Here is a 26,403-nt window from a genome sequence, read left to right as displayed (position 1 = left end):
AGGGGAGGAAGATAAAAAATGGCAAAGGTTCAATTTTACGGCACCGGGAGAAGGAAAAAATCGGTTGCGAGAGTTAGACTTGTTCCGGGAGACGGAATAGTTACAATAAATAGCAGGAGTCTGGACGATTATTTCGGGCTGGATACAATGAAGGTTATAGTTAAGCAGCCTTTAGTTCTTACCGATACAACAGGCAAATTTGACGTTATATGCAAGGTGGTAGGAGGGGGCTTCACAGGGCAGGCTGGTGCGATAAGGCACGGGATAGCCAGAGCTTTGCTGAAGGCTGATGAGGAGTTTAGAGGAGTGCTTAAGAAAGCCGGCTTCCTCACAAGAGATCCCAGAATGAAGGAAAGAAAGAAATACGGGCTCAAGAAGGCAAGAAAGGCTCCGCAGTTCTCAAAGAGATAGTATCAAAGTTTACAGAAGTCCCGAAACACAGAGTTTCGGGGCTTTATTTTTTTGTCATGTCGCAAAAAGGAACGAATTTAAGAAAATCAAATAAATAGAAAAAATAACAAAATAGAGCCATTTGGCGCCGCTTTTTACTCGTTATTAAATTGCGTTTTCCTTGCCTTGTTTTCTGGAACAAGATGAACTCTCCTGTTTCGATAGTTTGGCCTAATTTTTGATATTCAAATAATTGTAACTTTTATTTTGATTGTAGTTGCTACGCTATGCTCGAGATTATGGCGACACTATGGATGGGTTTTCCGTAATTTACTATTTTACACTGATATTTTCCTAACAGAACCAAACTCTTTTTAACGTACTTTAGGTATATAAGAATGTACCTCTGATATTGAAAAATGTAAAAATGTATGATAATGTAAATATAAAAGTTAACGGAGATGAGCTTCATGGCATTTAGTTATAATAAATTATGGAAATTGCTAATCGATAAGAAAATAAATAAAGTCATACTCAGGGATGCAATATCTATCACGCCTACAACGCTATCGAGGCTCGGTAAAGACCAGAATGTCAGTATGGACGTTTTGGGTAGGATATGCAAGTACTTGAAATGCGATATCGTAGATATCGTAGAATATATAAATGAACAGGAGGCAGAAAAATGAAATCGAATTTTGGATTTTTAGAAAAAGCCTTCCCTGTTTTATCACAAATTGGAAACACAGCAGAAGACTACTTATATACAGACACAAATGCTTGCCTGATAAAACTGGGATTATTTGGTGAGACCATTGTAAATATCATGCTAAAATTAGATAATATTGCTCCACCATCTTATGATAATACTCATGCAAACCGAATAAAGCTCTTAAAGCAAAATGGGCTACTACCAAAAGCTATTGGTGATGTTCTTTATTCACTTAGAATGACACGTAATAAGGCTATCCATGCAAACTATGACTCTTTTGAAGATTGTAAAATACTTCTTGAAATGTCATATAATCTAGGAGTATGGTTTGTGCAGACTTATGGTGACTGGGAATACCCTCTCAAAGATTTTGTGTTGCCCGAAAATACCAGCAATCAAGTTGATTATGAAGCTCTTTTAAAAGAGAAAGAAGAATTAATCAAGAAACTGACCGACCAAGTGGAAAAGATAAATGACAGCCAAGACACTACTATTGAAGAAAGAGCTAGAAAAGCAAAAACGGCAGCAGACCAAATTAACCTATCAGAAAAAGAAACCCGTTATATAATTGACGAACAGCTTCGTAAAGTAGGTTGGGAGGCTGATACAGTAAACTTGTGTTACTCTAAAGGAACGAGACCTCAAAAAGGCAGAAATATTGCTATTGCAGAATGGCCGACAGATTCGAAAGTTGGAGACAGAGGATATGCTGATTACGCGCTTTTTGTAGGGTTGAATCTGGTGGGTATTGTTGAGGCGAAACGTAAATACACGGATATTCCATCGGTTATAGATTATCAGTGCAAGGATTATGCTAAGGAAGTTAAGGAAGAGCATGCAGTATATCAAGTTAGCACTTGGAATGAATATAAAGCTCCATTCCTCTTTGCAACAAATGGTAGGAAATACTTAAAACAACTTGAAACAAAGTCTGGAATATGGTTTTTGGATACTCGCCAAAGCTCAAACATTCCTAAAGCATTGCAAGGTTGGATGAGTCCTGATGGAATTATTGAGATGCTGGAAAAGGATATTGCAACTGCAAACAAATCATTAGAGGATATGCCTTATGACATTTTAAGAGATAAGGATGGACTTAATTTGCGTGAGTATCAGATTGAAGCCATAGAAGCAGCAGAAAACGCAATTATTAACGGCAAACAAAGAGTGCTTCTATCAATGGCAACAGGAACAGGTAAAACCAGAACAATACTGGGTATGATTTATCGCTTTATTAAAACAGATAGGTTTAAACGTGTTCTTTTTCTTGTTGACCGTACCGCTCTAGGCGAACAAGCACAGGATGTATTTAAAGAAGTTAAAATTGAAGAGCTCATGACTCTGGATGAAATTTATAACATTAAAAATCTTGAAGATAAAGAGATAGACAAAGAAACAAAAATCCATGTTGCAACAGTACAAAGCCTTGTGAAACGGATTTTATATAATGAAGATGAAACTATGCCTTCTGTTACCGATTATGACCTTGTTATTATTGATGAAGCTCATCGGGGTTATATACTTGATAAGGAAATGGGAGAAGACGAGCTTTTATACCGTAATCAAGATGATTATGTAAGCAAGTACCGAACAGTAATAGAATATTTTGATTCATCAAAGATTGCACTCACAGCAACTCCTGCATTACATACCTCAGAGATTTTTGGAAAGCCAGTATTTAACTATTCTTACCGAAAAGCTGTGATTGAGGGGTATTTAGTTGACCATGATGCTCCGCATAATATTATTACCAAGCTAAGCAAGGAAGGAATTAACTACGAAAAGGGCGAAATTGTAGTAATTTATGACCCTGTGACAGGCGAAATAACAAATAGTGATGAGCTAGAAGATGAGCTTAAATTTGATGTGGAAAAGTTTAACCGCCAAGTCATCACAGAAAATTTTAATCGCACTGTATTTGAAGAAATTGCGAAAGACCTAAATCCAGATGGCGAGGGAAAGACATTGATTTATGCGGTGGATGACACCCATGCAGACCTCATAGTGAAGATTTTGAAAGAGATTTTTGAACCTTATGGGGTAGATAATGATGCAGTTATGAAAATTACTGGTAGTGTTGGCGGAGGTAACAAGAAAAAAGTATCAGAGGCAATTAAAAAATTCAAAAATGAGAAGTACCCAAATATAGCTGTTACTGTTGATTTACTTACCACAGGGATTGATGTTCCAGAGATAACTACCCTAATTTTCATGAGGCGTGTAAAATCCCGTATTTTGTTTGAGCAGATGATGGGGAGAGCCACTCGTCTTTGCCCAGAAATAGGTAAAACCCATTTCGAAATATATGACCCTGTGGGAGTGTATGAGTCTTTAGAGGATGTAAATACTATGAAGCCAGTTGTGGCTAATCCGACCATATCTTTTGGTGAACTTCTGCGTGGATTGGAAACTCTTTCGACTGAAGATCAGACCCAAAATCAGATAGACTTGATTATTGCTAAGTTGCAACGCAAAAAACGTAAATTAAGTGAGAAATCAATAGCACACTTTATAGACTTGTCTGGAGGGTATAATCCTACACAATTCATTGAAAAACTTAAGACAATGTCTGTAAGTAAAGCCAAGGAATTATTAATAAAGAACAGAAAATTATTTGAAATGCTTAATGAAGGATGTATAAATTCATGGCGTACAGTTGTTATTTCCGATAAAGAAGATGAATTGATAAGTCACACCAGAGGGTACGGAAAAGGGCTTAAACCTGAAGACTATCTGGATGGGTTTAAAGCCTTTGTTGCCAATAATATCAACAATATTGCGGCACTTAAATTGGTTTGCACTAGACCAAAAGAATTGACAAGGGAAAGCCTGAAAAGTCTTAAACTGGAGCTTGACCGCCAAGGTTTTACTGAGAAACAGCTCAATACAGCATGGAAAGAGCTAAAAAATCAGGACATCGCAGCCGATATAATAAGTTTTATTCGCAGAGAAGCAATTGGGTCTGTTCTTCTCAGTCATGAACAGCGTATAATAAATGCTATACAAAAGCTAAAACAGAATCATTCTTTCAGTAAAATGGAATTGGACTGGCTAAATCGTATTGAAGCTTATTTGCTCCATGAAACTGTACTGGATAAGGAAGCCTTTGATAGTGGAGCATTTAAAAACTTTGGTGGTTTTGAAAGAATCAACAAAGTATTCAAAAATCAATTAGAAAATGTTATATCAGAACTGAATGAATATTTATATGACGACGGGGGTAAAACAGCATGAACAATCAAGAAATCGTATCAAAGCTTTGGAACTTGTGTAATGTACTTAGGGATGATGGTATCACCTATCATCAGTATGTTACCGAGCTAACATATATTTTATTTTTAAAAATGTCAAAAGAAACAGGAATGGACGGACAAATTCCAGAGAACTACCGCTGGGACAAGCTAATGAAGCCCAAAGGGGTTGAACTGAAACGTTTTTACAAGGAATTACTTAATCATCTAGGTGAAAATTGCGCTGGCAGGGTACGTGAAATCTATGCAGGTGCATCCTCCAATATTGAAGAGCCAAAAAACCTTGAAAAAATTATTACATCCATTGATGCTTTAGACTGGTATTCTGCAAAGGAAGAAGGACTTGGAAATCTATATGAAGGTTTGCTTGAGAAAAATGCAAACGAGAAAAAATCAGGAGCAGGGCAATACTTCACGCCTCGTGTTCTGATTGATATTATGACAAAATTAATAGCTCCGCAAGCTGGTGAGCTTTGTAATGACCCTGCCTGCGGAACATACGGGTTTATGATAGCTGCCGACAGATTCGTCAAAGATCATACCGACAACTTATTCAGTCTTTCGTTGGAACAGCAGGAATTTCAAAGAAAAAAGGCGTTTACAGGCTGTGAGCTGGTGCATGAAACACACAGACTGGCATTGATGAATGCAATGCTTCATGATATTGAAGGAGAGATTATGCTTGCAGACACTCTCTCCAACCACGGAAAGGCTATGAAAAATTTTGATGTGGTGCTGACTAACCCGCCGTTTGGAACGAAAAAAGGCGGTGAGCGTGCTACCCGTGATGATTTTACTTATCCTACTTCCAATAAGCAGTTAAACTTCTTACAGCATATTTATAGAAGCTTAAAAGCAAACGGTAAAGCACGGGCAGCAGTTGTATTGCCAGATAATGTATTATTTGCCGACGGTGACGGAGCATCAATCCGTAAAGATTTGATGGATAAATGTAATTTGAATACTGTTTTACGACTGCCGACGGGTATTTTCTATGCTCAGGGTGTAAAGACCAATGTGCTGTTTTTCACTCGTGGGAATACAGAAAAGGATAATACAAAAGAAGTCTGGTTTTATGATTTGCGTACCAATATGCAGAAATTTGGCAAGACCAGTCCATTAAAGGCAGAGCATTTTAATGGGTTTATCAATGCTTATACCGCTGAAGATAGAAGTAAAGTGCAGGATGAACGATGGAGTGTCTTTACCCGTAAGCAGATTGAGGATAAAAATAATAGCCTTGACCTTGGGCTTATTCGTGATGACAGCGTTTTGGACTATGAAGATTTGCAAGACCCAATTGAAAGTGGTGAAGAAATCGTTGCTCAGCTTGAAGAAGCAGTTGATTTGCTGATGAGTGTTGTGAAGGAGTTAAAGTCATTAGGAGGTAACGACTAATGGCTAAGGCAAAAAAACAGGCTATAACATTAGAAGATAAATTAGCACAAGCATTGGTGCCAGATGATGAGCAACCTTATGAAGTCCCGAGCAATTGGGTGTGGACTAGATTAAAATACATACTTGATGTAAGGGATGGAACTCATGATACACCTAAATATAAAGAGAAGGGCATCCCCCTCATTACAAGTAAAAACCTTATAGGTAACAATTTGGACTTTAGGAATGTAAAATTTATATCTGAAGAAGACCATATAAAAATTTCTGAGCGTTCTGGGGTATCAGACGGCGACATACTAATGGCCATGATAGGTACTATTGGTAATCCTGTTGTAGTACAAAAGTCTCAAGAGTTTAGTATAAAAAATGTTGCATTATTTAAGAGACTGTCAAGTACTGATATTAAGCCTAAATATATTTGCAATTTTTTAAAATCTTCAGAAGAACATATGAGAGAACATGCATCTGGCGGATTACAGCCATTTGTGTCTTTGAGTTATTTAAGAAACTATCCAGTCCCTCTGCTACCTATTGCTGAACAGCAACGTATTGTTGACCGCATTGAAAGCCTTTTTGAAAAACTTGACAATGCAAAGGAACTGACACAAAATGCCCTTGATACTTTTGAAACCCGTAAGGCTGCTATTCTTCATAAAGCATTCACAGGTGAACTCACTGCCCAATGGCGTGAGAAGAATGGTTTGAGGATGGATAGCTGGGAGAAAAAGAGATTTGGAGACAGCGCTGAAATTAAAAGTAACCTTGTTGACCCAAAGGACTATTTAACTTATCCACATATAGCACCTGATAATATTGAAAAGCGTACAGGGTTATTATTAGACTATCGTACTATTGAAGAAGACGGTGTAACGAGTGGGAAACACAGATTTTATGCAGGGCAAATTCTGTATTCTAAAATCCGACCTTATCTATCCAAAGTTGTAATTGTTGATTTTGACGGTCTTTGTAGTGCGGATATGTATCCTATAGAAGCAAAAGGAGATACAAAATACCTTTGGTACTATATGTTGTCAGATGAATTTCTTGAGCAAGCATCTTCTGCAGGCTCACGTTCAGTACTACCTAAAATAAACCAAAAAGAGCTATCAGGATTAATTGTAAAAATCCCTACTCTTCCAGAGCAAAAGGAAATAGTTCTCATTCTTAATAGTCTGTTCGAAAAAGAACAAAAAGCAAAAGAGTTTTGTGATGTCATAGAAAAAATAGACTTGATGAAAAAAGCCATTCTTGCCCGTGCTTTCCGAGGAGAGCTAGGAACAAATGACCCAAATGAAGAAAGTGCGGTAGAGTTATTGAAAGAGTGCTTAAACGATAATTGATGATATTATGATATGTATGTTTTCTCAAAGAGATAATATCAGGGCTTTTAGTGCAGTGCAGTGTATTACAATTCAAGACAATTTAGAACCTCCCAGGACTTTTGCCGGGAGTTTTTTTGTATACTTCTTTAGGGCATTGTGGTAAAATATTTATAAGGTGCGAGCTGTGAAGCAGCACGCAAACGCGTGTGCTTCCTCTTGGAAGTGGAAGCAATTCTGCTTTCATTAGTAAGCTGTTAATATACAGTAGGAAAATCCTATCAGGTAATACCTAGCCAGTAGCCTGTACCTAGTTCCTTGGAGCCGAAGTGGTAACACTAGGCTTAAGCGTAGGGCGGGGAGCAAACGAGCCGAAAATGAATGCACTGAAGCTATTGAGCCACGAAATAATTATTAAACGAAGAGGTCGATACTATCTTATTGGTAGCAGACAACATCATATAAATCGGTAAGGCGAGATTTATATGACTCTTCCGGGGTCTGAGGGCTTGGCGAGTTTGATGATGATAAGTATGTTAGCAGAACAGATGAGATCCTATAGTGTCTGGAAACAGTATGCGAAATCAAGCAAGGGAACTAGCAAGACGAGCAAAAGCATTATAGGAAGTCCGACTAACCCATAGTACCATAGAAACCTATGAAAGCAGGTGGAGGGAAGGGGTTAGCACATCATAGCTTCAAGTAAACATGGAATTATGCAGACTGGAGAGCTGAAGAACATGATGAATGAGTTGCTTGGAATACAATACAATATAGAAAAGGCTAGAATTGATGGAAAGGTACAAAACCTTGCTTCATACATCAATGAAAAGACCCTAAAAGCCAGTCATGAAATTATGGATTGGAGAAAAGCGAAGGGAATTGATGGTGTAGCAAAGGACGATTATTCAGTCAACCTAGATGCAAACGTGGAACATTTGGTTAAACGAATGAGAAGCGGGAGTTACAAGCCAGAACCTATAAGAAGAGTGTATATACCAAAAGACGGAAGCAACAAAATGAGACCATTGGGAATATCGTGCTATGAGGATAAACTTGTAGAAAATGTAATAGCGCAAATACTAACAATGGTATATGAGCCAAAGTTCCATAATGAATCCTTCGGATTCAGACCAAACAGAAATTGTCATCAAGCAATTAGAGAAGTCATAGAACAAGTACAGTACCATAAGAGCAATTATGTTGTGGAAGCGGATATTAAAGGTTTCTTTGACAATGTTGACCACGAATGGATGATAAAATTCTTAGAGCATGACATAGCTGACAAGAAATTCATTGAAATCATAAAGAAATTTCTAAAAGCTGGAATCATGGAAGATGGCAAATATCTTGAAAGTGAACGAGGCACACCGCAGGGAAACGGAGCTTCACCAGTTCTTGCAAACATATATTTGCACTATGTATTGGACAATTGGTTTAACCATAGAATTAAACGTCAATGCCAAGGTGAAGCATACTTAATAAGATACTGCGATGACTTTGTATGTTGTTTTCAGAATAAATGGGAAGCAGAGGAGTTTTATTTGACACTGATTGAGAGATTCAAGACATTTGGATTGGAATTGACGCTAGAGAAAACGAAGATACTTGAGTTTGGGAGGTTTGCCAGGCAAAACAGGGCAAAACGAGGGTTGGGAAAACCCGAAACTTTCGACTTTCTAGGGTTCACATTCTACTGTAGTGATGATGGCAATAAAGGATTCTTTCGATGTAAAGTAAAGACATGCAAGAAGAAATTTCGAAGTAAAGTCAAAGCAATGAAAGAATGGATAAAGAATAATCGAGTAATGCCTCTGGATGATTTGATTAAGAAGATTAATCAGAAATTAAGGGGACACTATCAGTATTATGGGGTAACCGATAATACAAGAGGTGTGAAAAGTTATCTAAATGCAGTACGATGGTTATTATTTAAATGGTTGAATAGAAGAAGCCAACGAAGAAGCTATACTGCTGACACATTTTTCAACGGACTGCTGAAAACTTTTCCATTGTTAGAACCGAAGATAAGCATAAGCTTATTCTATAGATGATTGAAATATGAAGTGAAGAGCCGTATGCCTTAATAGGGCACGTACGGTTCCGTCGAGGAGCATAGGCGGTGACGCCTATGTTTACTTAAGGATATGATTGAAAGGAAAGTGAAAGTATGCCGGAAATATCTTTATTTTATGGGATCCGTGTGACTATGTATTATGATGAGCATAATCCGCCGCACTTTCATGCTGAATATAGCGGAAATAGAGCATTGGTGGATATTAGCAATGCAAGAATAATAAAAGGTGCCTTGCCATCTAAACAACTTAAACTTATTTTAGCGTGGTGTGTTATTCATCAGGATGAATTAATGCAAAATTGGGAGCTATCGAAAGATGGAAAGCCATTAAATAGAATTAACCCATTGGTATAAACCGGAGGTGAAAAATTATGTTTTCTGAAATAGTGCAAGTAGTTCCAAATGAGGATTATACCGTTACTGTTTATTTTGAAGATGGCAAGATCGTTTTGTATGATGTGGCGCCATTGTTGGGGAAAGAGGCTTTTCAGCCATTAAAAGATAAAAGCGTTTTCATGAGCACATGTACAATACTGAATAATACTTTGGCATGGGATTTGGCAGGAAACAGAAATGTAAGCAGGTGTATTGACATTGATCCCGATACACTTTATGCATTGCAGGCCATAGAAGATAGAACAGCATAAGTTATAATTGCACTATACAAAATTCAAATCTTCAGGACAGAAATGTCTTGGGGATTTTTTTAACACATTGGATATACTGATAGTGTTGACGTACAGTTATTTGTAGGATACAATAAGGGTACAGAAAACTGTACGAAATGGAGGCGGTTTTATGCTGGCTGTAAACTATACCACACTAAGAGAAAACATGAAAACATATATGGATAAAATCACAGATGATTATGAGACTGTTATAGTAACAAGGAAAGATAACAAAAATGTTGTTATGTTATCTGAAGAGGCTTATAATAATATTATGGAAAACATCCATGTTTTGGGCAATAAAAGTAATTATGACTGGTTGATGGAATCAAAGGCTCAGTTGGAAAATGGAATGGCATCTGCACATGAACTTTCTGAGGCAGAGACGGATGAATAAGGTATTTACTAAAAATGGGTGGGCCGATTATTTATATTGGCAGACAGAGGACAGAAAAACATTGAGAAAAATAAATCACCTTATTGAGGATATTATAAGAAATGGAAACGAAGGAATGGGAAAGCCGGAAGCTCTAAGTGGAAATTTAGCAGGCTTTTGGAGCAGAAGAATTAATGATAAGGATAGGCTGATTTATAAAATCGACAGCGAAAATATCTATATTCTGGCGTGCCGATATCATTATCAAGATAAGTGATGTAAATATAAAAGACAGGCCGCTGAAGGCGTAAATCCTTTGGCCGCCTGTCTTTATATTTTCTTTAATTTATGTAAATGTTTTGACAAAAGCCTCAATACTGTAAAAATTATATCATAAAAGGTTGTACCAAAGAGAATTTACCAATATAATTAATGTAATAGGATTTATTGAAATAAATAACATAAAATATTTTTGCAAAAAAATGAGGATAACAGTATACGAGGCAGAGTGAGATGAAAAGTATTAAAACAAAGCTAATAGTATATTTTTGCGCATTGGTCCTGGTATCGTCTTCGGTTATAAGCCTTATATCTTTAAAAACAGCCAGCGAAGCACTTGTCGGGGAAGCGGAGAAGGGACTTGGATTGTTGGTTGCAGAGGTATCTAAATTGACGAAAAGCAGGATTGAAATGCAAAAGAGCATTCTGGAGACAATATCGTTAAAACAAGACATTCAAAGTATGGATTGGGAGAGGCAGAGAGCTGCGTTGAAAGCAGATCTGAAAAATACGGAGTTTATGGATATGGGAATTGTGCTGCCGGACGGCAATGCTTACTATCCCGATGGTACAAAAAGCCAGCTTGGAGACAGGGATTATATAAAAAAGGCATTAAATGGTGAAACAAATTTGTCGGATGTGTTAATAAGCAGAGTGACTAATGAGCCTGTGATAATGTATGCTGTGCCTATAAAAGCAGACGGAAAAATAGTGGGTGTACTTATCGCAAGAAGAAGCGGTGATGCCTTAAGTAAGGTTATAGAGGATGTAGGCTACGGTGATAGTGGATATGCGTATGTAATAAATTCCAAAGGAACGGTAATGGGGCACCGCAACATTGACAGGGTGGTGAACCAGTTTAATCCCATTGAGGAGGCAAAAAAGGATGACGGACAGAAATCGGCAGCGCAACTGTTTGAAAAAATGATTGCCGAAAAATCAGGAGTGAGCACCTACTCTTTTGAAGGAAATGAGATGTATGCCGCCTATAAGCCTATTGACAGCACCGACTGGATAGTGGCTGTAACGGCCAATAAAAAAGAGGTGCTGTCGTCAATAAGCCTGTTACAGAGGGGGGTGCTTGTAACCACCGCTACGGGCTTGATTATAAGCATAGTGCTTACATATTTAATTGGAAGCTCCATTGTCCGGCCTATTATAAAAATAGTAAGCTGCTCGGAGCGAATATCTGCTCTGGATATAACTCAGGACATCCCTGAAGGCCTTTTGAAAAAGAAGGATGAGATTGGGATTCTGTCAAAGGCACTTCAGGGGATAACAGGCAGTCTAAGGGAAATCACATGTGAAATTAAGGCTTCCTCCGAGCAAGTGGCTGCCGCCTCACAAGATCTGACTGCCACCTCACAGGAATCGGCTGCCGCAGCCGAGCAGGTATCCATAGCTATGGAACAGGTAGCAAAGGCTGCGTCACAACAGGCAAAAGATTCCCAGAGCGGATGTTCTAAAGCCTTTTTGCTAGAAGAGATTATTGAAAAGGATCAGCACTGCATAAGGAACCTGAATATTCTTTCAAATAGAATTACAGAGGTTGTAAATGACGGGCTTAAGGAAGTTGACGGCCTAGCTGAGATAACAGAGGAAAGCAACGGTGCCACAAAAGAAATTTATGAAATTATATTAAAAACAAACGAAAATTCAGGCAAGATAGGTCAGGCAAGCAGCTTAATTGCTTCGGTGGCGGGGCAGACCAATCTTCTTGCATTAAATGCAACCATAGAAGCGGCCAGAGCAGGAGAGGCCGGAAAGGGCTTTGCGGTAGTGGCTGAAGAGATAACAAAGCTGGCGGAGCAAGCTTCCATGTCTACCAAGTCCATTGATAAAATAGTAAAGGAGCTGCAAAGCAATGCCGAAGCTGCTGTAAAGAGTGTTCAGATGGTTTCTGCCATATGTAAGAGTCAGGCCGACAGTGTGACACAGAGCAGGGATAAATATATTCTAATAGAGAGTACAATGAAGGAAACCGGAGGGGCTGTTGAGAAATTGAATGCCTCAGGAAAAGAGCTGGTGACAATGAAGGAAGAAATATTGCGGACACTTCAAGCTCTTTCTGCTGTTGCGGAGGAAAATGCCGCTTCAAGCCAGCAAGCAATGGCATCAATGGAGGAACAGTCCGCCTCTGCCGAAGAAATTGCGGTTACAAGCCAGAGCTTGTCAAACCTTGCACAGAGCCTGCAGGGTGTTATCAGCAAGTTCAGGGTTTAAATAAAATAAGAGGATTTGTTGTTTTTTTTTATCCATTATAATAAAATGTTTAAGATGATTATTTATAAATATTTTACGCACCTTAAGCTAAATGCTTTTGAATTCCAAGGTGCGTTTGCATAACATCGGGAGGAAAAATGCTGCTTGTTAAAAATGGCAAAATACTTACTATGGCCGGGATAAGCTATGATAATGGATATATTCTGGCCGATGAGGCAAAAATAATTGAAATAGGCGATGATATAAGTAAGGCTGAAAGGGCTGTTTCAGGGCGGGGGGATGTTACCGTCATTGATGCGGAAGCCTGCTATGTTTTGCCGGGCTTCATAGACGCGCACTGCCATGTCGGCATGTGGGAGGACTCTGTGGGCTTTGAGGGGGATGACGGCAACGAGTCGACCGACCCTGTTACACCCCAATTAAGAGCGATAGACGCCGTCTACCATGCTGACAGGGCTTTTGTGGAGGCGAGGGAGGGCGGAGTTACCACTGTGGTTACGGGCCCGGGCAGCTCAAATGTCATAGGAGGGCAGTTTGCCGCACTGAAAACCTATGGAAGGCGAATTGAGGATATGATTATAAAGGCTCCCGTGGCTATGAAGGTTGCGTTTGGTGAGAATCCCAAAACGGTATATAATGAAAAAAGGCAGATGCCCATAACCAGAATGGCAACGGCGGCACTGCTTAGGGAAAATCTTATGAAGGCGGCGGAATATAAGGAGCTTCTTGAAAAGCATTATGCCGACGAGGAAAACAATGATAAGCCTGAGTTCGATATTAAGCTTGACGCGCTTGTAAAGGTATTGAGAAGAGAGATACCTGTAAAGGCCCATGCCCACAGAGCCGATGACATACTTACTGCCGTGAGGATTGCAAGGGAATTTGGAATAGATTTGACTATAGAGCATTGTACCGAAGGCTACCTTATAAAGGATATCCTTCTGGAGGAGGGAGTTCGGGCAATTGTAGGGCCTCTGATCACCGACAGATCCAAGATAGAGCTGAAGAATCAGAGCATAAAGGCACCGGGCATTCTCTCCCGTGCAGGTATAAAATTAGCTATAATGACCGATCATCCATGCATACCCATACAATACCTGTGCCTGTGCGCCGCTATTGCGGCACGCGAGGGTATGGATGAGACAGAGGCATTGAAGGCAATTACAATAAATGCCGCGCAGATCACAGGCATAGACGACAGGGTAGGGAGCCTTGAGAAGGGCAAGGATGCCGACATGGTTATTTTTAAGGGGCATCCCTTTGAGCTCAAATCAAGGGTTTATGCTACCATTATTAATGGCAATATTGTGTACCGGAGGCGCGAGAGTGAAGAGGTTTAAAACATTTTCAGAGCAGGAAACAAAAGATGTGGGATGGTCTCTGGGGAAATTATTAAAAGCGGGAGATTTAGTCTGCTTAAAAGGAGATCTCGGGGCAGGGAAAACCGCCTTTACCTATGGCATAGCAAGAGCAGCGGGAGTACAGGGGTATATAACAAGCCCTACCTTTACTATTGTAAACGAATATAACTCCTCTATACCCTTATACCATTTCGACGTGTACAGAATCTCAGACGCGGAGGAGATGTTTGATATCGGCCTTGAGGAGTATATAGGCGGAGAGGGTATTTCGGTAATAGAGTGGGCAGACCTTATACAGGAGGTGCTTCCGGAGGAGTATATAGCAGTGCGTATATCAAAGGAGCCTTCGGAGGGAGATAACGCAAGAATAATAGAGGTTGAGTTCCGGGGAGCTAAATATCAGGGCTATGAAGATGCTCTGAACAGGCAGGCTTTGAAGGGAGTGAAGTGAAGGTGAGGATACTTGCTGTTGATACCTCAGCCTCTGTGGCTGCGGCAGCGGTAATGGACAGCGGCACAATTTTGGGAGAATATTTGGTAAACAATAAAAAGACCCATTCTCAGAAGCTCATGCCTATGATAAAGGAGCTTATGGACAGCCTGGAGCTGTGCCCGCAGGATATAGATTTATATGCCGCATCCATAGGACCTGGGTCGTTTACCGGCCTAAGGATAGGCGTTACTACAATAAAGGCAATGGCCTTTTCATTGGGGAAGCCGGTTGCAAGCGTGCCTACATTAGATGCTATTGCATATAATATACCGATGAATGAAGCCGTGATATGTCCTATAATGGATGCCCGGAATCTACAGGTATACACCTCACTGTACTGCTGGGAGAAGGGCGGCCAAAAGCGTATTGCAGACTACATGGGGATATCCGTTTACCAGCTTATAGACATAATAAAGCAAAAGAAGCAAAAGGTCATTTTCGCCGGGGACGGGGTTCAAAATCACCGGGAGCTTTTGCAGAGCGAACTGGACGGGATATGCTCATTTGCTCCGGGGAGCCTTTTGCTTCAAAGGGCTTCGGCTGTCGCTCAGATAGCATTTGAAAAAAGCGGGGGTACGGATAAGGAGGACGGCTTTTCAATGCTGCCATTTTATTTAAGGAAATCTCAGGCCGAAAGAGAGCTTGAAAAAAATCACATATTGAAACTATGAGGACTTCAGATGCTGGATAACATTAACATTATGCGCATGACCTCAGAGCATATAAACGATGTAATGATTGTAGAGCACCTTAGCTTCAAAATTCCGTGGTCAAAAAATGCCTTTGCGGAGGAGGTTGCCAAAAATAAATTTGCAAGGTATTTTGTGGCGGGTATTGGCGGAAAAATTATAGGCTATGCGGGTATGTGGAAAATTTTTGACGAAGGTCATATTACAAATATTGCGGTGCATCCCGAGTTCCGGGGTTCGGGAGTGGGAGGCCTTCTTTTGGAGGCTCTGCTTTCAGCGGCGGATGATGAGGGGATTTTAAGCATAACGCTTGAGGTAAGAAGGAGCAACATTATAGCTCAAAGGCTTTACAGCAAATACGGCTTTATTATCGAAGGAAGCAGGAAGGGCTATTATTCCGATAACGGTGAGGACGCGGTTATAATGTGGAAAAGGTAGAATTGTAAAAACATTGAATATAAAAAGGTTTTTGTCATATTATTATAGAATATATAAAATTATCTCTAAAAAATTATTTAAATAAAGGTCTTTTTATTTATTAAGCCGGTTAATAATGTGCAAATTTCTATTGCCATTTATGGGGGGAAAGCTATATGTCAACTGAGATAAACGAATTGGATTATAGAATGCTGCGAAACGAATGTAATCCTGAAATATTTGATTTTTCCGATACCTCTGAGGTAGAGCCGTTTCATGGAATAATAGGACAGGACAGAGCGGTTCAGGCTATGGAATTCGGCCTTAGGGTAAAAATACGCGGATACAATTTGTATTTATCCGGAGCTACGGGGACAGGAAAAACAAGCTACGCCCAAAACCACATAAAAAAAATTGCCTTGCAGCAAAGGATTCCTGATGATTGGTGCTATGTGTTTAATTTTGGCAAGCCCAATCAGCCTATGGCCATCAGCCTTCCAGCGGGTACGGGGAAAATTTTTCAAAAGGATATGGATGAGTTTGTTAAAATATTAAGGCTTGAGATATCAAAGGCATTTGACAGTGAGGATTATGAAAAGGAAAAGGCTTCCATTGAAAAAGAGTATGAGGGCAAAAGGAGCCTGCTTATAGACAAGCTTAATGAAGATGCCTCAAAGCATGGCTTCAAGGTTAAGACAACAAATGCCGGAATATACTTTTTGCCTGTGGTTGAGGGAAAGACTCTCAGTGAAAAGGAATATGGGGAGCTTGATGAAAATGCCAAGCTGGAGCTGAACGAAAGATCGGATATCATACAGAGAGAGACTATGGACATTATACGTAAAATCCGAAATGTTGAAAGGGACGCTGAAGCTAAGGTCGCAGAATGGGAAAACAAGATAGCTTTGTATGCCGTGGGAATGCATATAAACGATCTTAAAGAAAAGTACAAAGATTATGAAAAGATATCGGAATATCTGGGAAATGTTCAGGAGGACATATTATCCAACCTTGATGACTTCAGGGAAGAGGATGTGCCCTATGAGCAGCAGCAATTGATTGTGCCGTGGATGAAAAGCAGCACCGATTCAGTAACGGACAGGTATAAGGTCAACCTGCTGGTGGATAACAGTGAGCTTGACGGTGCCCCGGTAATTGCAGACTTTAACCCCACATTTTACAACCTTCTTGGAAAGCTTGAGTATGAGAATGAGTTTGGCACAATGACTACTCATTTTACCATGATAAAGGCAGGGCTGTTTCATCAGGCTAACGGAGGATATCTTATTTTACAGGCAAAGGATGTTTTAAATAACGTACAGTCATGGGAAGCCTTAAAAAGGGTGCTAAGAACAAAGCAAATAAACATTGAAAACATGAAGGAGCAGATGGGTCTTGTCGCTGTCTCAGCCTTAAAGCCTGAGCCGATACCAATAAACGTCAAGGTGGTGCTTGTAGGAAGCGAGTACCTGTATCAGCTGCTGTACCAGTATGATGAGGACTTTAAAAAGCTTTTTAAAATAAAGGTTGATTTTGATGAGGAAATGGATAGAAGTCGGGAGAACATCATAAAGCTGGTGCAGTTTATAAGCTCCTTCTGCCACAAGGAAGAGACTCTGCATTTCGACAAAACCGGCCTTGCCGGAGTGGTTGAATACAGCTCCAGGCTTGTTGAGGATCAGAGCAAGCTGTCCACAAGGTTTAATGAAATAGTTGAAATACTGTGCGAGTCCTGTGCATGGGCAGAAATAGAGGGAGACTGTATTGTAAGCGGCCGACATGTAAAAAAAGCCGTACAGGAAAAGAATTACCGTTCCGATAAGTATGACAGAAAGCTGCTGTCCCTTTTGGAGGATGGTACAATAATGATTGACACCGACGGTGAGGTCATAGGACAGATAAACGGACTTTCCATATTGGATATGGGGGACTATTCCTTTGGAAAACCGTCCAGAATAACGGCAAATACTTATATAGGGGAGAGCGGAATTGTAAATATAGAAAGAGAGATTGAAATGAGCGGAACCTCTCATACCAAGGGGGTGCTTATTTTAAGCGGGTATATAGGCCAGAAGTATGCTCAGGAAATGCCTTTGTCACTTTCAGGAAGCCTCTGTTTTGAGCAATTATACAGCGGGGTGGACGGAGACAGCGCGTCAAGCGCCGAGCTGTACGCCATAATTTCCAGCCTCGCGGAGATTCCCATAAAGCAATACATAGCCGTAACAGGGTCTGTAAACCAGAAAGGTGAAATACAGCCCATAGGCGGTGTTACCAATAAGATAGAGGGGTTTTTTCAATTATGCAAGGTAAGAGGGCTAAATGGAAAGCAGGGAGTAATAATACCCCATCAGAACATAAAAAACCTTGTTCTGAGTGATGAAGTAATTGAGGCGGTGAGGGATGGAAATTTTCATATATATCCTGTTAAGACGATAGATCAGGGAATAGAAATATTGACAGGGGTAAAGGCGGGACAAAAGAGGCAGGATGGAACCTATCCTCAAAGGACTGTAAATTACCTGGTATATGAAAAGCTTAAAAAGTTTGCAAAAACAGTCTCAAGCTTTGGAAGGGACGACAAGAAGTAGAGGTGGGCGGTATTATAAAAATAAGAGAAAAGGAAATGTTGCAATGGATAACATATTAAGCTTGCCTGTAAGTGAAATGGTGAATTTGTCATTTGAATGCACGTGCGGAAGAAGCCACTCGGTGGACATCCGGAGTATTATAGTGGATCAGGATATAACAAAAGAGGCGGTGAGCCTCGCACTGAAATATAAAACAGGCAGGATATTCGTTATAGCCGATAACAATACCTATTCCGTAAAGGGAAGAAGGATATGGGAGGCTTTAAAAAAAGAAGGGCTTCCAGTGGGAGGACATATTTTTGAATCTCTTCATCCGCTTGTTCCTGATGAAAGAGCCGTTGGAAGGCTTGTGACGGAGATAGGCAGAGATGTTTCCCTTATAGTGGCGGTAGGGTCGGGGACGGTAAATGATCTGGCAAGGATTATAAGCTTTAAGCTTGGGATACCTTATTTGATAGCGGCAACCGCTCCATCCATGGATGGATATGCTTCCACAGTATCGCCTCTTATAATAGACGGCTTTAAAAAGACCTATGAGGCGGTGTATCCTGTTTCAATCCTGTGCGATCTTAAAGCCATGAGAAATGCACCTTGGGAAATGATATGCGCGGGGTTTGGGGACATACTGGGCAAATACACGGCACTGGCCGACTGGAAGCTCTCAAAGGATGTAAACAATGAATATTACTGCGAAACTGGTGTAAGTCTGGTGAAAAATGCCATGGATAAGTGCATGGGCAATATAGACGGAATTGCAGAGCGGGATGAGAGTTCCATAAGATATATGATAGAGGCGCTTATTCTTTCAGGAATTGCAATGGGACTGGTGGGAAGCTCCAGGCCGGCTTCGGGAGCGGAGCATCATCTGGCACATTATTGGGAGATGAATGCTCTGGCAAGAGGGGAGGAGCACCCTCTTCACGGCAATTCGGTAGGCGTAGGCACGGTAATAGTGTCATATCTGTATGAAATGGTCAAGGATAAGGCTGATTTTGAAATAGACTCACCCGATCCCGAAGAAATCAGAGGCCTGTTAAAGAGAATCGGGGCTTGTGACAATCCTTTTGAGCTGGGCATTAAAAAGGAGGTCTTCACAGAAAGCATAATACATGCCATGGAAATAAGGCCGAGATATACTGTTTTTCACCTTGCAAAGAGGCTTGGAATTCTTGAGGATGCCGCTCTGAGGCTTACGCAGAAATTCTATGGAGCGGACTGAAATCTAAACTTAATTCAGAGGGCAGTAAACTGTCCGAAAAAATCGGACAGTTGAAAATGAAAGCCGAAGACGGAAAAAGGTTCCGTCAAGTGATCACAGCAGCGGCAGCTCTATTATAAATAACGCCCCCGATTCGGAATTCTGGGCGGTAACCTTTCCTTTATGCTTTTCAATAACATTTTTTGCTATTGCCAGCCCCAGTCCGAAATTCCCCTTTTTACCCTTATAAAATCTTTCAAAAATATTTGGGAGATCTTCAGATGCAAACCCATGGCCGTCGTCCCATATCAATAAAATTAATTTGCTGTGCTCGGTGCTTTTGAACTCTATTTCCACCTTACTGCCGGCATACCTTATGCAATTGCTTATTATATTTGTAATTGCACGCGAAAGCTTTTCGTGATCCGCCATTATTTCTACTTTTTCAGAGCTGCAACCGCAGAGGATCTGTATATTGTTGTTTATAGCTATTCCATTCATTCTCTCTATACAGTTGTTTATTAAATCGTTAAAATTCAAGTTGGTAAAGTGGTAATTCTCCTCAAGCGTATCAAGCCGTGATAGGTACATAAGATCATCTACAAGATGTGCCAGGTGCTTTGACTCATCTATTATAATATTTGTTGCGGTGCCGGCCTCCACAACATCGTATTTTATTCCCTCCGCATAGCTTTGAATAGACATAAGGGGGGTTCTGAATTCATGGGACACATTTTGCAGGAAGGTTTTCTGAACGTTGTCGTACTTCTCAATTTTTTCAGACATTATATTTATGCTGTTTATAAATTGCTCCAGCTCGCTGTATATTGGCACATTAATCTTAGTGCCAAAGTTCCTTTCGGCAATTGAGCCTATGTGGCGGCTGAGATATAAAAAGGGCTCGGATATTTTTTTTGCGGAAATAAATGAAAAAATAGCAACGGCCAGTGATGACAAAATAAGTATGGACAATAACATTGCATTTATCATATATTGCAGGTGGTTGACCTTTTGAAGGCTTGAATATATTATTATCCATCCAAGCCCGAAGGTGTTTTTATGGGATACAGGCTTTGCGACAGCTATATATTCTGTGCCTAAGAGGTCGAATTTCAGGTGTTTGCCGTCATCTGAGACGGAAGAATCGTTAAGCTCGCGCATGATTTTGGCCAATAGGATCTCCGGGATATCAAAGTATCCTTCGGAAGAGGAATTTATTAAATTTTTGTCGGAATCAAATAACAGGTAATCCGCATTTAAAACAGAGAGTGTCTGCTTTAGCGATCGATCCAGCATAAAATAAAACTTAAAAAAATCGTCATTGCCTTTTGAGGCACTGTCGGAAGAACCCGGAGGAGGTGAAAGCATACCCTGCTCAGGGAAAAAATCAGATCCTTTTTGTAGTGCCGTATACTCGGCTCTTAAAGCTATGGTATTTAGCTGCCTTGCCGCATCGTTTTCTATGTATACGCGTGCTGCTATATTGAATACTATTGTTATCAATGCTATAAGCATAATGATTGCAGCCATGTTATATCTAAAAATTTTCCACGTTATTGAATTGCTTTTCATAACATCATTCCTCTTCCTGTATTTTAAATCTGAATCCCTATAATTTATCTAAAAGCTTGTACTACTCCTCCACATACATTTTATCATGTATGGTATTTAATGTCATTTTCTAATTTCTGTTTATTTTATTTTATCACAATATTACCATAATTTTCTCGACATAACTAGAATTTAAAGATACAAAAGAAAAATATTTTTGTAATTTAAAGAAAAATTATACATTCAATAAGAACTTTAGAATGAATAAAGAATACAAATACGTTGATAAATATGTATTTTAAGAAATAAATGGATATTAATTCAGGGGCAGACCTGTGTGTCTGCCCCTGCTACTGCAGGTAGGAATTTACATCGGCGCATCCTTCAATATAGTGCTTGTCCTTACGGCTTTGATTTTCTTCAATATATACCAGCCTTTGCTTTGAAACCGACTCCATTATGCTGAACACCGCTTTTACATCCCCGAATTCAACCTCGGGGGTTACCAGTATTTCTTCCTTTCCGTTAAAGGCATTGTAAAAATTCATAAGCTCATTGTAATAGCCTCGCTCGGGAGTGTAGGGCACCTGCTCTGACTGCCCGTTGTTATAGGCTACGTTTATAGTGCCGCAATTTTTTTCCTCAAGGTATATTTCCCCCTTTGTACCAAAGATTCTGAACCCTATTAGTGGTCTTTGAGGCTCCATGCCGGAGGGGAAGTAGCTGAAATACCCTGTGATTCTGTTTTTAAAAAGTATGTTAGAATTTACTGAAACATAAGGGTTAAAATCCTCCTGCTGGGGCTTCCCGAAAGCCTGTACACATTCTATATCCCCAAAAATATGGCGCATTGCTGCGATATCATGGAGTGCGGCATCCAAAAACGCCCCTCCTGCAAATTTGGGGTGCTGCCGCCATTCCGTGCCTGCAAAGGTATCCTTGGACATTTCACAGGGGAAGCAGGTAATATTGTTTCTTATGAAATAAATTACGTCCCCTATTTTGCCCGAGCCTATAATACTGCGAATTATATTGTTTTCTTCGTTATACCTGTAGTTTTCGGCAATCATTATTTTAAGGGAATGCTTTTTAGACAATTCAACATATTTTTTTGCGTCATCAAGCTTTGCTGCCAGAGGCTTCTCGCAGATAAAATCTATTCCTGCCGCGGCAACATCCCAAGAAACACCGTAATTCATTTCTATGGGCACAAGTATGTCTACTGCGTCAATATCATCCCTTTTAAGCATTTCCTTATAATCCTGATAAATATTTTCAGGTGAAAGGCCTATTTTTTTGGCAAATTCCTGAGCATCCTTAAGTGTACGGTTTGAAAGCGCCGCAATTTCGTACTTGTCCTTGAGTTCAAGAATTGCGGGATAGTGGAGTCTCTCCCATGCCAGACCTGTGCCGATTACGCCCAAACGTATTTTCTGCATTTTGCTCTCCTTCTCTATGTTTTATATGCATATTAACCGTACTTATTGACGGTTTCCCAAACATTATTATTTGCCGGAGATCGGGTATTATACCGTTCGCATAAATACTTCAAATATAGGTATTATAAGCATATTACAAAATAAATTTTTAAGGAGGAAGATATCACAATGAAAAGTCTTAACATAATGGGAGTACTGGTGGATAAAAGGACTCAGTCCGCACCTAGAGTGCAGGAGATTCTAACCAAATACGGAGACAGCATAATGACAAGAGTAGGAACTCACGATCCGGGTGAGAAGCAGCATGGACTTATAACCCTCAATATACTGGACAGGAGCGACAAAATTCTGGCTCTGGCAGAAGAGCTGGGAGCCCTTGAAGGAGTGCAGGTAAAGACAATAAATATGAAGTAACAGCCTGTCTTTTTTTCGTATAATTTGCAGGTATATCTTGAAATTCAATTTAAAATATGCTAATATATCACGGGGGAAAAACAATTGTACGCCGAGTATGGACATGGAGGCTGATATGAGAGACAACTCAACATATTATCTTGTCGATGCACTGGTATTGCCAGAGGTATTTACAAAAGTAATAGAGGTTAAGAAAATACTCAGCAGAGGGAGTGTAAAGACGGTCAATGAAGCCGTGAAGGAAATTGGACTCAGCCGCAGCGCCTACTATAAGTATAAGGATTTTATTTTTCCTTTTTATGAAACCTCAAGGGGGAGGGTTATTACGCTATTTTTTGTAGTAGAAGACTTTGCAGGTATATTATCCAGCATAATTAACAGCATCGCAAAGGTGAAGGCCAATATATTAACTATTAATCAGAACATCCCTATAAATGGCCTGGCTGACGTTACTATATCTATAGAGACAGAGGAAATGACGGGGGATATAGATGAATTGATGAGTGACGTAGGGAGTATAGAAGGGGTCAGAAGGTATGGGATACTTGCAAGAGAATAGAGGAGGCTTAGAAAAAAATATGGTTTATATAGCGATTTTAGGCTATGGTACAGTGGGCTCAGGTGTTTTGGAGGTTATCAGGAAAAACTGTCCGGGCATAGCGGTCAGAGCGGGAGAGAAAATAGAGGTTAAAAAAATACTGGATATACGTGATTTCCCTGAAAGCCCGGACAAAGACCTGCTGACAAAGAATGCCGACGAGGTATTTGAGGACAGTGAAATAAGCATTATTGTGGAGACAATAGGAGGCTCCCGCATTGCCTATGAATTTACAAAAAGGGCGTTGAAGATGGGAAAGCATGTGGTGACCTCCAACAAGGAGATTGTAGCTGCTTATGGGCCCGAGCTGCTTGAGCTTGCCGCGCAAAACGGTGTAAGCTATTTGTTTGAGGCAAGCGTCGGGGGGGGAATACCCATTATACGACCCTTGAGCGGATGCCTTGCGGCAAATGAAATCAATGCCATTACGGGTATTTTAAATGGAACGACCAATTATATCCTTACGCAGATGAAAAGAGAGGGAAAGGACTTTAGCGAGGCTTTGAAGGAAGCGCAGCAAAAGGGGTATGCAGAGGCAGATCCTACCGCCGATATAGAGGGCCATGACGCATGCAGAAAAATAGCTATCCTTTCCTCCATAGCATATAATGAGTTTATAGATTACAGACAGATACACACTGAGGGCATATCCTCGATAAGCCTTGCCGACATGCAGTATGCCGAGGCTATGGACTCCACTGTAAAGCTTATAGGCTTAAGCGTTAAGACAGGAGACAAAATATTTGCCCGTGTGAGCCCTGCCATAGTCAGCAAGAAAAACCCCATTTCAAATGTAGACGACGTATTCAATGCAATTGTTGTAAAAGGAAATGCGGTAGGAGAGACTATGTTTTATGGCAGGGGAGCGGGAAAGCTTCCGACGGCGAGCGCGGTAGCAGCGGATGTAATTGATATTGTAAAGCACAGGGGAGTCTGCCGGAGCCATACGTGGACTGTTGGCCCGGGTGATAATATGATTGACCATAGGGATTTTGAATGCAGGTATTTTATAAGACTTAAGACAGGGGGTTCACATGAAGCGGAGTCGGCTGTTGAAGATATCTTTAAGAGGGTAGCCTGGGTAAGGCCGGCTGTTCCTTTTGAAAATGAAATTGGTTTTGTAACGGGAGTATATACCGAAAGGCAACTGGAAAAGCTGCTTAAAGAGGCGGAGGCTTCCGAAGGCATTGAAAAAACCTTGAGCATCATAAGGCTGTTAGATGACGGGCAGTAGCTTGCAACGCTCATAATTGAGCGGAGGGCGGTCAATTTATAATGACGAAGTGATTGGGGGATGAATGGAATGAAAATTGCTAAGTTCGGAGGCACTTCCATGGCAAGTGCCGAGCAAATAAAAAAGGCGTTTGAAATAGTTATATCCGATCCCGCAAGGAGGCTGGTAGTTGTTTCGGCTCCAGGGAAGAGATATGATAACGATATTAAGGTTACCGATCTTCTTATAAGGTGCGCCGAGAAATGCTTAAGTGACGGGGAAGCAAAAGACGAATTGAATGCGGTTGTGTCGAGATATGCGGAAATTGCACGGGACTTTAATCTGTCGGGGGACATTGTACAGGTTATTGAAGCGGATTTGCGCAAGAGGGTATCGTCGGATAAGACTGACAGAGCCAAATTTATGGATCTACTTAAGGCGGCGGGAGAGGACAACTGTGCTAAATTGGCGGCAGAATGCCTACGAAGCATGGGGGTTAAGGCTCACTATGTAAATCCTGGGGATGCGGGGCTTTTTTTAAGTGATGAATTTGGCAATGCGCGCGTGCTTCCTCAGTCATACAATAACCTTAAAGCCAGCCTTAATATGGATGGAATAATGATTTTTCCGGGATTTTTTGGGTATTCGGCAACGGGTGAGGTTGTTACCTTCCCCAGAGGAGGCTCGGACATAACAGGCTCAATCCTTGCCGCGGCTGTTGATGCGGAAATGTATGAAAATTTTACCGATGTCGATTCTGTATTTTCGGCCAATCCCAATATAATTCCAAGCCCCAAGCCAATTTCGATACTTACATACAGAGAAATGAGAGAGCTGTCGTACGCGGGCTTTTCGGTGCTGCATGAGGAGACGCTTGAGCCTGTATACCACAAGGGCATTCCGGTATGCATAAAGAATACAAATAATCCTTCTGCACCGGGAACGATGATTGTTTCCGAAAGGGAAAACAAAAACGGGCCTGTCGTAGGTATTGCAGGAGATAAAGGCTTTTGCAGCATATACTTAAGCAAATATATGATGAACAGAGAAATAGGCTTTGGACGCAAGATGCTTCAGATTCTTGAGGATGAGGGCATTGCTTATGAGCATATACCGTCAGGCATAGACAATGTTTCGGTGGTTATCCGGGAGAGGCAGTTAGGCGGCGAGACTGAAGAGAGAGTGATAAACCGTATTAAGTCGGAGCTAAAGGTAGACGATATATTTGTGGTAAGGAAGCTTGCGATGGTTATGATGGTTGGAGAGGGAATGAAAAACACAATCGGTATAGCAGCCAGAGCAGGTGCCGCACTGGCGCGGGCCGGAGTGAATCTTGAAATGATAAATCAAGGCTCTTCCGAGGTAAGCATGATGTTCGGGGTAAAGGAGGAAAAAGTAAACGAGGCTGTAAAGGCACTCTATAATGAGTTTTTTTAGTAAATAACATACGTATTCTTTGAAGGATGAAATAAAAAATGCTGCAATAATTTTATTTGCCTTATTGATATTATGTGGATGATAAATTATAAAACTAAATGCATTCTTTTTATTAAGATTGGTTGTATAGTATATTTTACGTGCTCTTAACAGAGTTCTATATTAAGCCCGCAGAGTGCGGGGGCTACAGATTGTACGTAAGATATATGAAAGAATAAAAAAAATTACTTGCAGAAATAATATGCCTATGCTATTATATAAATAATAGTAAAGAGCACTTGCTTTATATATTGGCATTTTTACTTAAAT

The 26,403-nt window shown here is 40.5% G+C and carries 23 protein-coding genes; 21 read left to right on the top strand and 2 right to left on the bottom strand.

Annotated elements, in window-relative coordinates; all coding sequences use genetic code 11:
• Positions 1–18 precede the first annotated feature (18 nt).
• The 17 genes from rpsI (at position 19) to DFR58_RS15715 (ending at position 19,463) form a co-directional block, all read left to right on the top strand.
• A complete protein-coding gene (gene rpsI / locus DFR58_RS15795; RefSeq protein ID WP_114298820.1) occupies positions 19–411 on the top strand; it encodes a 30S ribosomal protein S9 in 393 nt (130 codons plus the stop codon).
• A 449-nt stretch (positions 412–860) separates the two neighbouring features.
• Positions 861–1,079 (top strand): helix-turn-helix domain-containing protein, encoded by a 219-nt coding sequence (locus DFR58_RS15790; protein WP_114298819.1) that lies wholly within the window; start codon positions 861–863, stop codon positions 1,077–1,079.
• Complete coding sequence (hsdR, locus tag DFR58_RS15785; RefSeq protein ID WP_114298818.1) at positions 1,076–4,336, top strand: type I restriction-modification system endonuclease; 3,261 nt, start codon at positions 1,076–1,078, stop codon at positions 4,334–4,336. The genes DFR58_RS15790 and hsdR overlap by 4 nt, the downstream gene beginning before the upstream one ends.
• The gene (locus tag DFR58_RS15780; RefSeq protein WP_114298817.1) at positions 4,333–5,751 is read left to right on the top strand and encodes a class I SAM-dependent DNA methyltransferase; all 1,419 of its coding nucleotides are present in this window, start codon (positions 4,333–4,335) and stop codon (positions 5,749–5,751) included. Before hsdR ends, DFR58_RS15780 begins: the two co-directional genes overlap by 4 nt.
• A complete protein-coding gene (locus tag DFR58_RS15775; protein ID WP_114298816.1) occupies positions 5,751–7,091 on the top strand; it encodes a restriction endonuclease subunit S in 1,341 nt (446 codons plus the stop codon). The genes DFR58_RS15780 and DFR58_RS15775 overlap by 1 nt, the downstream gene beginning before the upstream one ends.
• A 695-nt stretch (positions 7,092–7,786) precedes the next feature.
• Positions 7,787–9,124 (top strand): group II intron reverse transcriptase/maturase, encoded by a 1,338-nt coding sequence (gene ltrA / locus DFR58_RS15770; RefSeq protein WP_242987677.1) that lies wholly within the window; start codon positions 7,787–7,789, stop codon positions 9,122–9,124.
• A 116-nt stretch (positions 9,125–9,240) separates the two neighbouring features.
• Positions 9,241–9,501 (top strand): DUF4160 domain-containing protein, encoded by a 261-nt coding sequence (locus tag DFR58_RS15765; protein WP_114298815.1) that lies wholly within the window; start codon positions 9,241–9,243, stop codon positions 9,499–9,501.
• A gap of 17 nt (positions 9,502–9,518) precedes the next feature.
• Complete coding sequence (locus DFR58_RS15760) at positions 9,519–9,794, top strand: DUF2442 domain-containing protein (protein WP_114298814.1); 276 nt, start codon at positions 9,519–9,521, stop codon at positions 9,792–9,794.
• A 151-nt stretch (positions 9,795–9,945) separates the two neighbouring features.
• Positions 9,946–10,212, top strand: a complete 267-nt coding sequence (locus DFR58_RS15755) for a type II toxin-antitoxin system Phd/YefM family antitoxin (RefSeq protein WP_114298813.1) — start codon at positions 9,946–9,948, stop codon at positions 10,210–10,212.
• The gene (locus DFR58_RS15750; protein WP_114298812.1) at positions 10,205–10,468 is read left to right on the top strand and encodes a Txe/YoeB family addiction module toxin; all 264 of its coding nucleotides are present in this window, start codon (positions 10,205–10,207) and stop codon (positions 10,466–10,468) included. The genes DFR58_RS15755 and DFR58_RS15750 overlap by 8 nt, the downstream gene beginning before the upstream one ends.
• A gap of 236 nt (positions 10,469–10,704) precedes the next feature.
• Entirely contained in the window at positions 10,705–12,693 is a 1,989-nt protein-coding gene (locus DFR58_RS15745) for a methyl-accepting chemotaxis protein (RefSeq protein WP_114298811.1), read from the top strand.
• Positions 12,694–12,830: 137 nt separating this feature from the next.
• Positions 12,831–14,033: an amidohydrolase gene (locus DFR58_RS15740; RefSeq protein WP_114298810.1), complete on the top strand. Its 1,203-nt coding sequence runs from the start codon at positions 12,831–12,833 to the stop codon at positions 14,031–14,033.
• Complete coding sequence (tsaE, locus tag DFR58_RS15735; RefSeq protein WP_114298809.1) at positions 14,020–14,505, top strand: tRNA (adenosine(37)-N6)-threonylcarbamoyltransferase complex ATPase subunit type 1 TsaE; 486 nt, start codon at positions 14,020–14,022, stop codon at positions 14,503–14,505. Before DFR58_RS15740 ends, tsaE begins: the two co-directional genes overlap by 14 nt.
• A complete protein-coding gene (tsaB, locus tag DFR58_RS15730; RefSeq protein ID WP_341457409.1) occupies positions 14,502–15,218 on the top strand; it encodes a tRNA (adenosine(37)-N6)-threonylcarbamoyltransferase complex dimerization subunit type 1 TsaB in 717 nt (238 codons plus the stop codon). The genes tsaE and tsaB overlap by 4 nt, the downstream gene beginning before the upstream one ends.
• 9 nt (positions 15,219–15,227) lie before the next feature.
• Complete coding sequence (rimI, locus tag DFR58_RS15725; RefSeq protein WP_114298808.1) at positions 15,228–15,674, top strand: ribosomal protein S18-alanine N-acetyltransferase; 447 nt, start codon at positions 15,228–15,230, stop codon at positions 15,672–15,674.
• A 155-nt stretch (positions 15,675–15,829) separates the two neighbouring features.
• On the top strand, positions 15,830–18,244 hold the full coding sequence (locus tag DFR58_RS15720; protein WP_114298807.1) for a Lon protease family protein: 2,415 nt from the start codon (positions 15,830–15,832) through the stop codon (positions 18,242–18,244).
• Positions 18,245–18,287: 43 nt separating this feature from the next.
• Complete coding sequence (locus DFR58_RS15715; protein WP_114298806.1) at positions 18,288–19,463, top strand: sn-glycerol-1-phosphate dehydrogenase; 1,176 nt, start codon at positions 18,288–18,290, stop codon at positions 19,461–19,463.
• Between the two features lie 93 nt (positions 19,464–19,556).
• Here the strand turns inward: DFR58_RS15715 and DFR58_RS15710 are convergent, their stop codons facing one another.
• Together DFR58_RS15710 and DFR58_RS15705 are read right to left on the bottom strand one after the other, a co-directional pair.
• Positions 19,557–21,014 (bottom strand): HAMP domain-containing sensor histidine kinase, encoded by a 1,458-nt coding sequence (locus tag DFR58_RS15710; RefSeq protein ID WP_114298805.1) that lies wholly within the window; start codon positions 21,012–21,014, stop codon positions 19,557–19,559.
• Between the two features lie 329 nt (positions 21,015–21,343).
• A complete protein-coding gene (locus DFR58_RS15705) occupies positions 21,344–22,432 on the bottom strand; it encodes a Gfo/Idh/MocA family protein (protein ID WP_114298804.1) in 1,089 nt (362 codons plus the stop codon).
• A gap of 168 nt (positions 22,433–22,600) precedes the next feature.
• Between DFR58_RS15705 and DFR58_RS15700 the strand changes: the two genes are divergently transcribed.
• The 4 genes from DFR58_RS15700 (at position 22,601) to DFR58_RS15685 (ending at position 26,094) form a co-directional block, all read left to right on the top strand.
• Positions 22,601–22,846, top strand: a complete 246-nt coding sequence (locus DFR58_RS15700; RefSeq protein WP_114298803.1) for a hypothetical protein — start codon at positions 22,601–22,603, stop codon at positions 22,844–22,846.
• A 115-nt stretch (positions 22,847–22,961) separates the two neighbouring features.
• Entirely contained in the window at positions 22,962–23,405 is a 444-nt protein-coding gene (locus tag DFR58_RS15695) for an ACT domain-containing protein (RefSeq protein WP_114298802.1), read from the top strand.
• 19 nt (positions 23,406–23,424) lie between these two features.
• Positions 23,425–24,678: a homoserine dehydrogenase gene (locus tag DFR58_RS15690; protein ID WP_114298862.1), complete on the top strand. Its 1,254-nt coding sequence runs from the start codon at positions 23,425–23,427 to the stop codon at positions 24,676–24,678.
• Positions 24,679–24,747: 69 nt separating this feature from the next.
• Positions 24,748–26,094 (top strand): aspartate kinase, encoded by a 1,347-nt coding sequence (locus DFR58_RS15685; RefSeq protein ID WP_114298801.1) that lies wholly within the window; start codon positions 24,748–24,750, stop codon positions 26,092–26,094.
• The last annotated feature ends 309 nt before the right edge of the window (positions 26,095–26,403 follow it).

It is taken from the genome of Anaerobacterium chartisolvens (assembly GCF_003337415.1).
GTDB lineage: Bacteria > Bacillota > Clostridia > Acetivibrionales > DSM-27016 > Anaerobacterium > Anaerobacterium chartisolvens.
Note: the sequence above shows the minus strand (reverse complement) of the source record. Positions and strands in the feature narration are given on the sequence as shown.

What these genes read in the sequence shown, in the direction of transcription:
- rpsI (WP_114298820.1), top strand. Translation starts at nt 19, where the DNA reads ATGGCAAAGGTTCAATTTTACGGCACCGGGAGAAGGAAAAAATCGGTT.
- DFR58_RS15790 (WP_114298819.1), top strand. Translation starts at nt 861, where the DNA reads ATGGCATTTAGTTATAATAAATTATGGAAATTGCTAATCGATAAGAAA.
- hsdR (WP_114298818.1), top strand. Translation starts at nt 1,076, where the DNA reads ATGAAATCGAATTTTGGATTTTTAGAAAAAGCCTTCCCTGTTTTATCA.
- DFR58_RS15780 (WP_114298817.1), top strand. Translation starts at nt 4,333, where the DNA reads ATGAACAATCAAGAAATCGTATCAAAGCTTTGGAACTTGTGTAATGTA.
- DFR58_RS15775 (WP_114298816.1), top strand. Translation starts at nt 5,751, where the DNA reads ATGGCTAAGGCAAAAAAACAGGCTATAACATTAGAAGATAAATTAGCA.
- ltrA (WP_242987677.1), top strand. Translation starts at nt 7,787, where the DNA reads ATGCAGACTGGAGAGCTGAAGAACATGATGAATGAGTTGCTTGGAATA.
- DFR58_RS15765 (WP_114298815.1), top strand. Translation starts at nt 9,241, where the DNA reads ATGCCGGAAATATCTTTATTTTATGGGATCCGTGTGACTATGTATTAT.
- DFR58_RS15760 (WP_114298814.1), top strand. Translation starts at nt 9,519, where the DNA reads ATGTTTTCTGAAATAGTGCAAGTAGTTCCAAATGAGGATTATACCGTT.
- DFR58_RS15755 (WP_114298813.1), top strand. Translation starts at nt 9,946, where the DNA reads ATGCTGGCTGTAAACTATACCACACTAAGAGAAAACATGAAAACATAT.
- DFR58_RS15750 (WP_114298812.1), top strand. Translation starts at nt 10,205, where the DNA reads ATGAATAAGGTATTTACTAAAAATGGGTGGGCCGATTATTTATATTGG.
- DFR58_RS15745 (WP_114298811.1), top strand. Translation starts at nt 10,705, where the DNA reads ATGAAAAGTATTAAAACAAAGCTAATAGTATATTTTTGCGCATTGGTC.
- DFR58_RS15740 (WP_114298810.1), top strand. Translation starts at nt 12,831, where the DNA reads ATGCTGCTTGTTAAAAATGGCAAAATACTTACTATGGCCGGGATAAGC.
- rimI (WP_114298808.1), top strand. Translation starts at nt 15,228, where the DNA reads ATGCTGGATAACATTAACATTATGCGCATGACCTCAGAGCATATAAAC.
- DFR58_RS15720 (WP_114298807.1), top strand. Translation starts at nt 15,830, where the DNA reads ATGTCAACTGAGATAAACGAATTGGATTATAGAATGCTGCGAAACGAA.
- DFR58_RS15715 (WP_114298806.1), top strand. Translation starts at nt 18,288, where the DNA reads ATGGATAACATATTAAGCTTGCCTGTAAGTGAAATGGTGAATTTGTCA.
- DFR58_RS15710 (WP_114298805.1), bottom strand. Translation starts at nt 21,014, where the DNA reads ATGAAAAGCAATTCAATAACGTGGAAAATTTTTAGATATAACATGGCT.
- DFR58_RS15705 (WP_114298804.1), bottom strand. Translation starts at nt 22,432, where the DNA reads ATGCAGAAAATACGTTTGGGCGTAATCGGCACAGGTCTGGCATGGGAG.
- DFR58_RS15700 (WP_114298803.1), top strand. Translation starts at nt 22,601, where the DNA reads ATGAAAAGTCTTAACATAATGGGAGTACTGGTGGATAAAAGGACTCAG.
- DFR58_RS15695 (WP_114298802.1), top strand. Translation starts at nt 22,962, where the DNA reads ATGAGAGACAACTCAACATATTATCTTGTCGATGCACTGGTATTGCCA.
- DFR58_RS15690 (WP_114298862.1), top strand. Translation starts at nt 23,425, where the DNA reads ATGGTTTATATAGCGATTTTAGGCTATGGTACAGTGGGCTCAGGTGTT.
- DFR58_RS15685 (WP_114298801.1), top strand. Translation starts at nt 24,748, where the DNA reads ATGAAAATTGCTAAGTTCGGAGGCACTTCCATGGCAAGTGCCGAGCAA.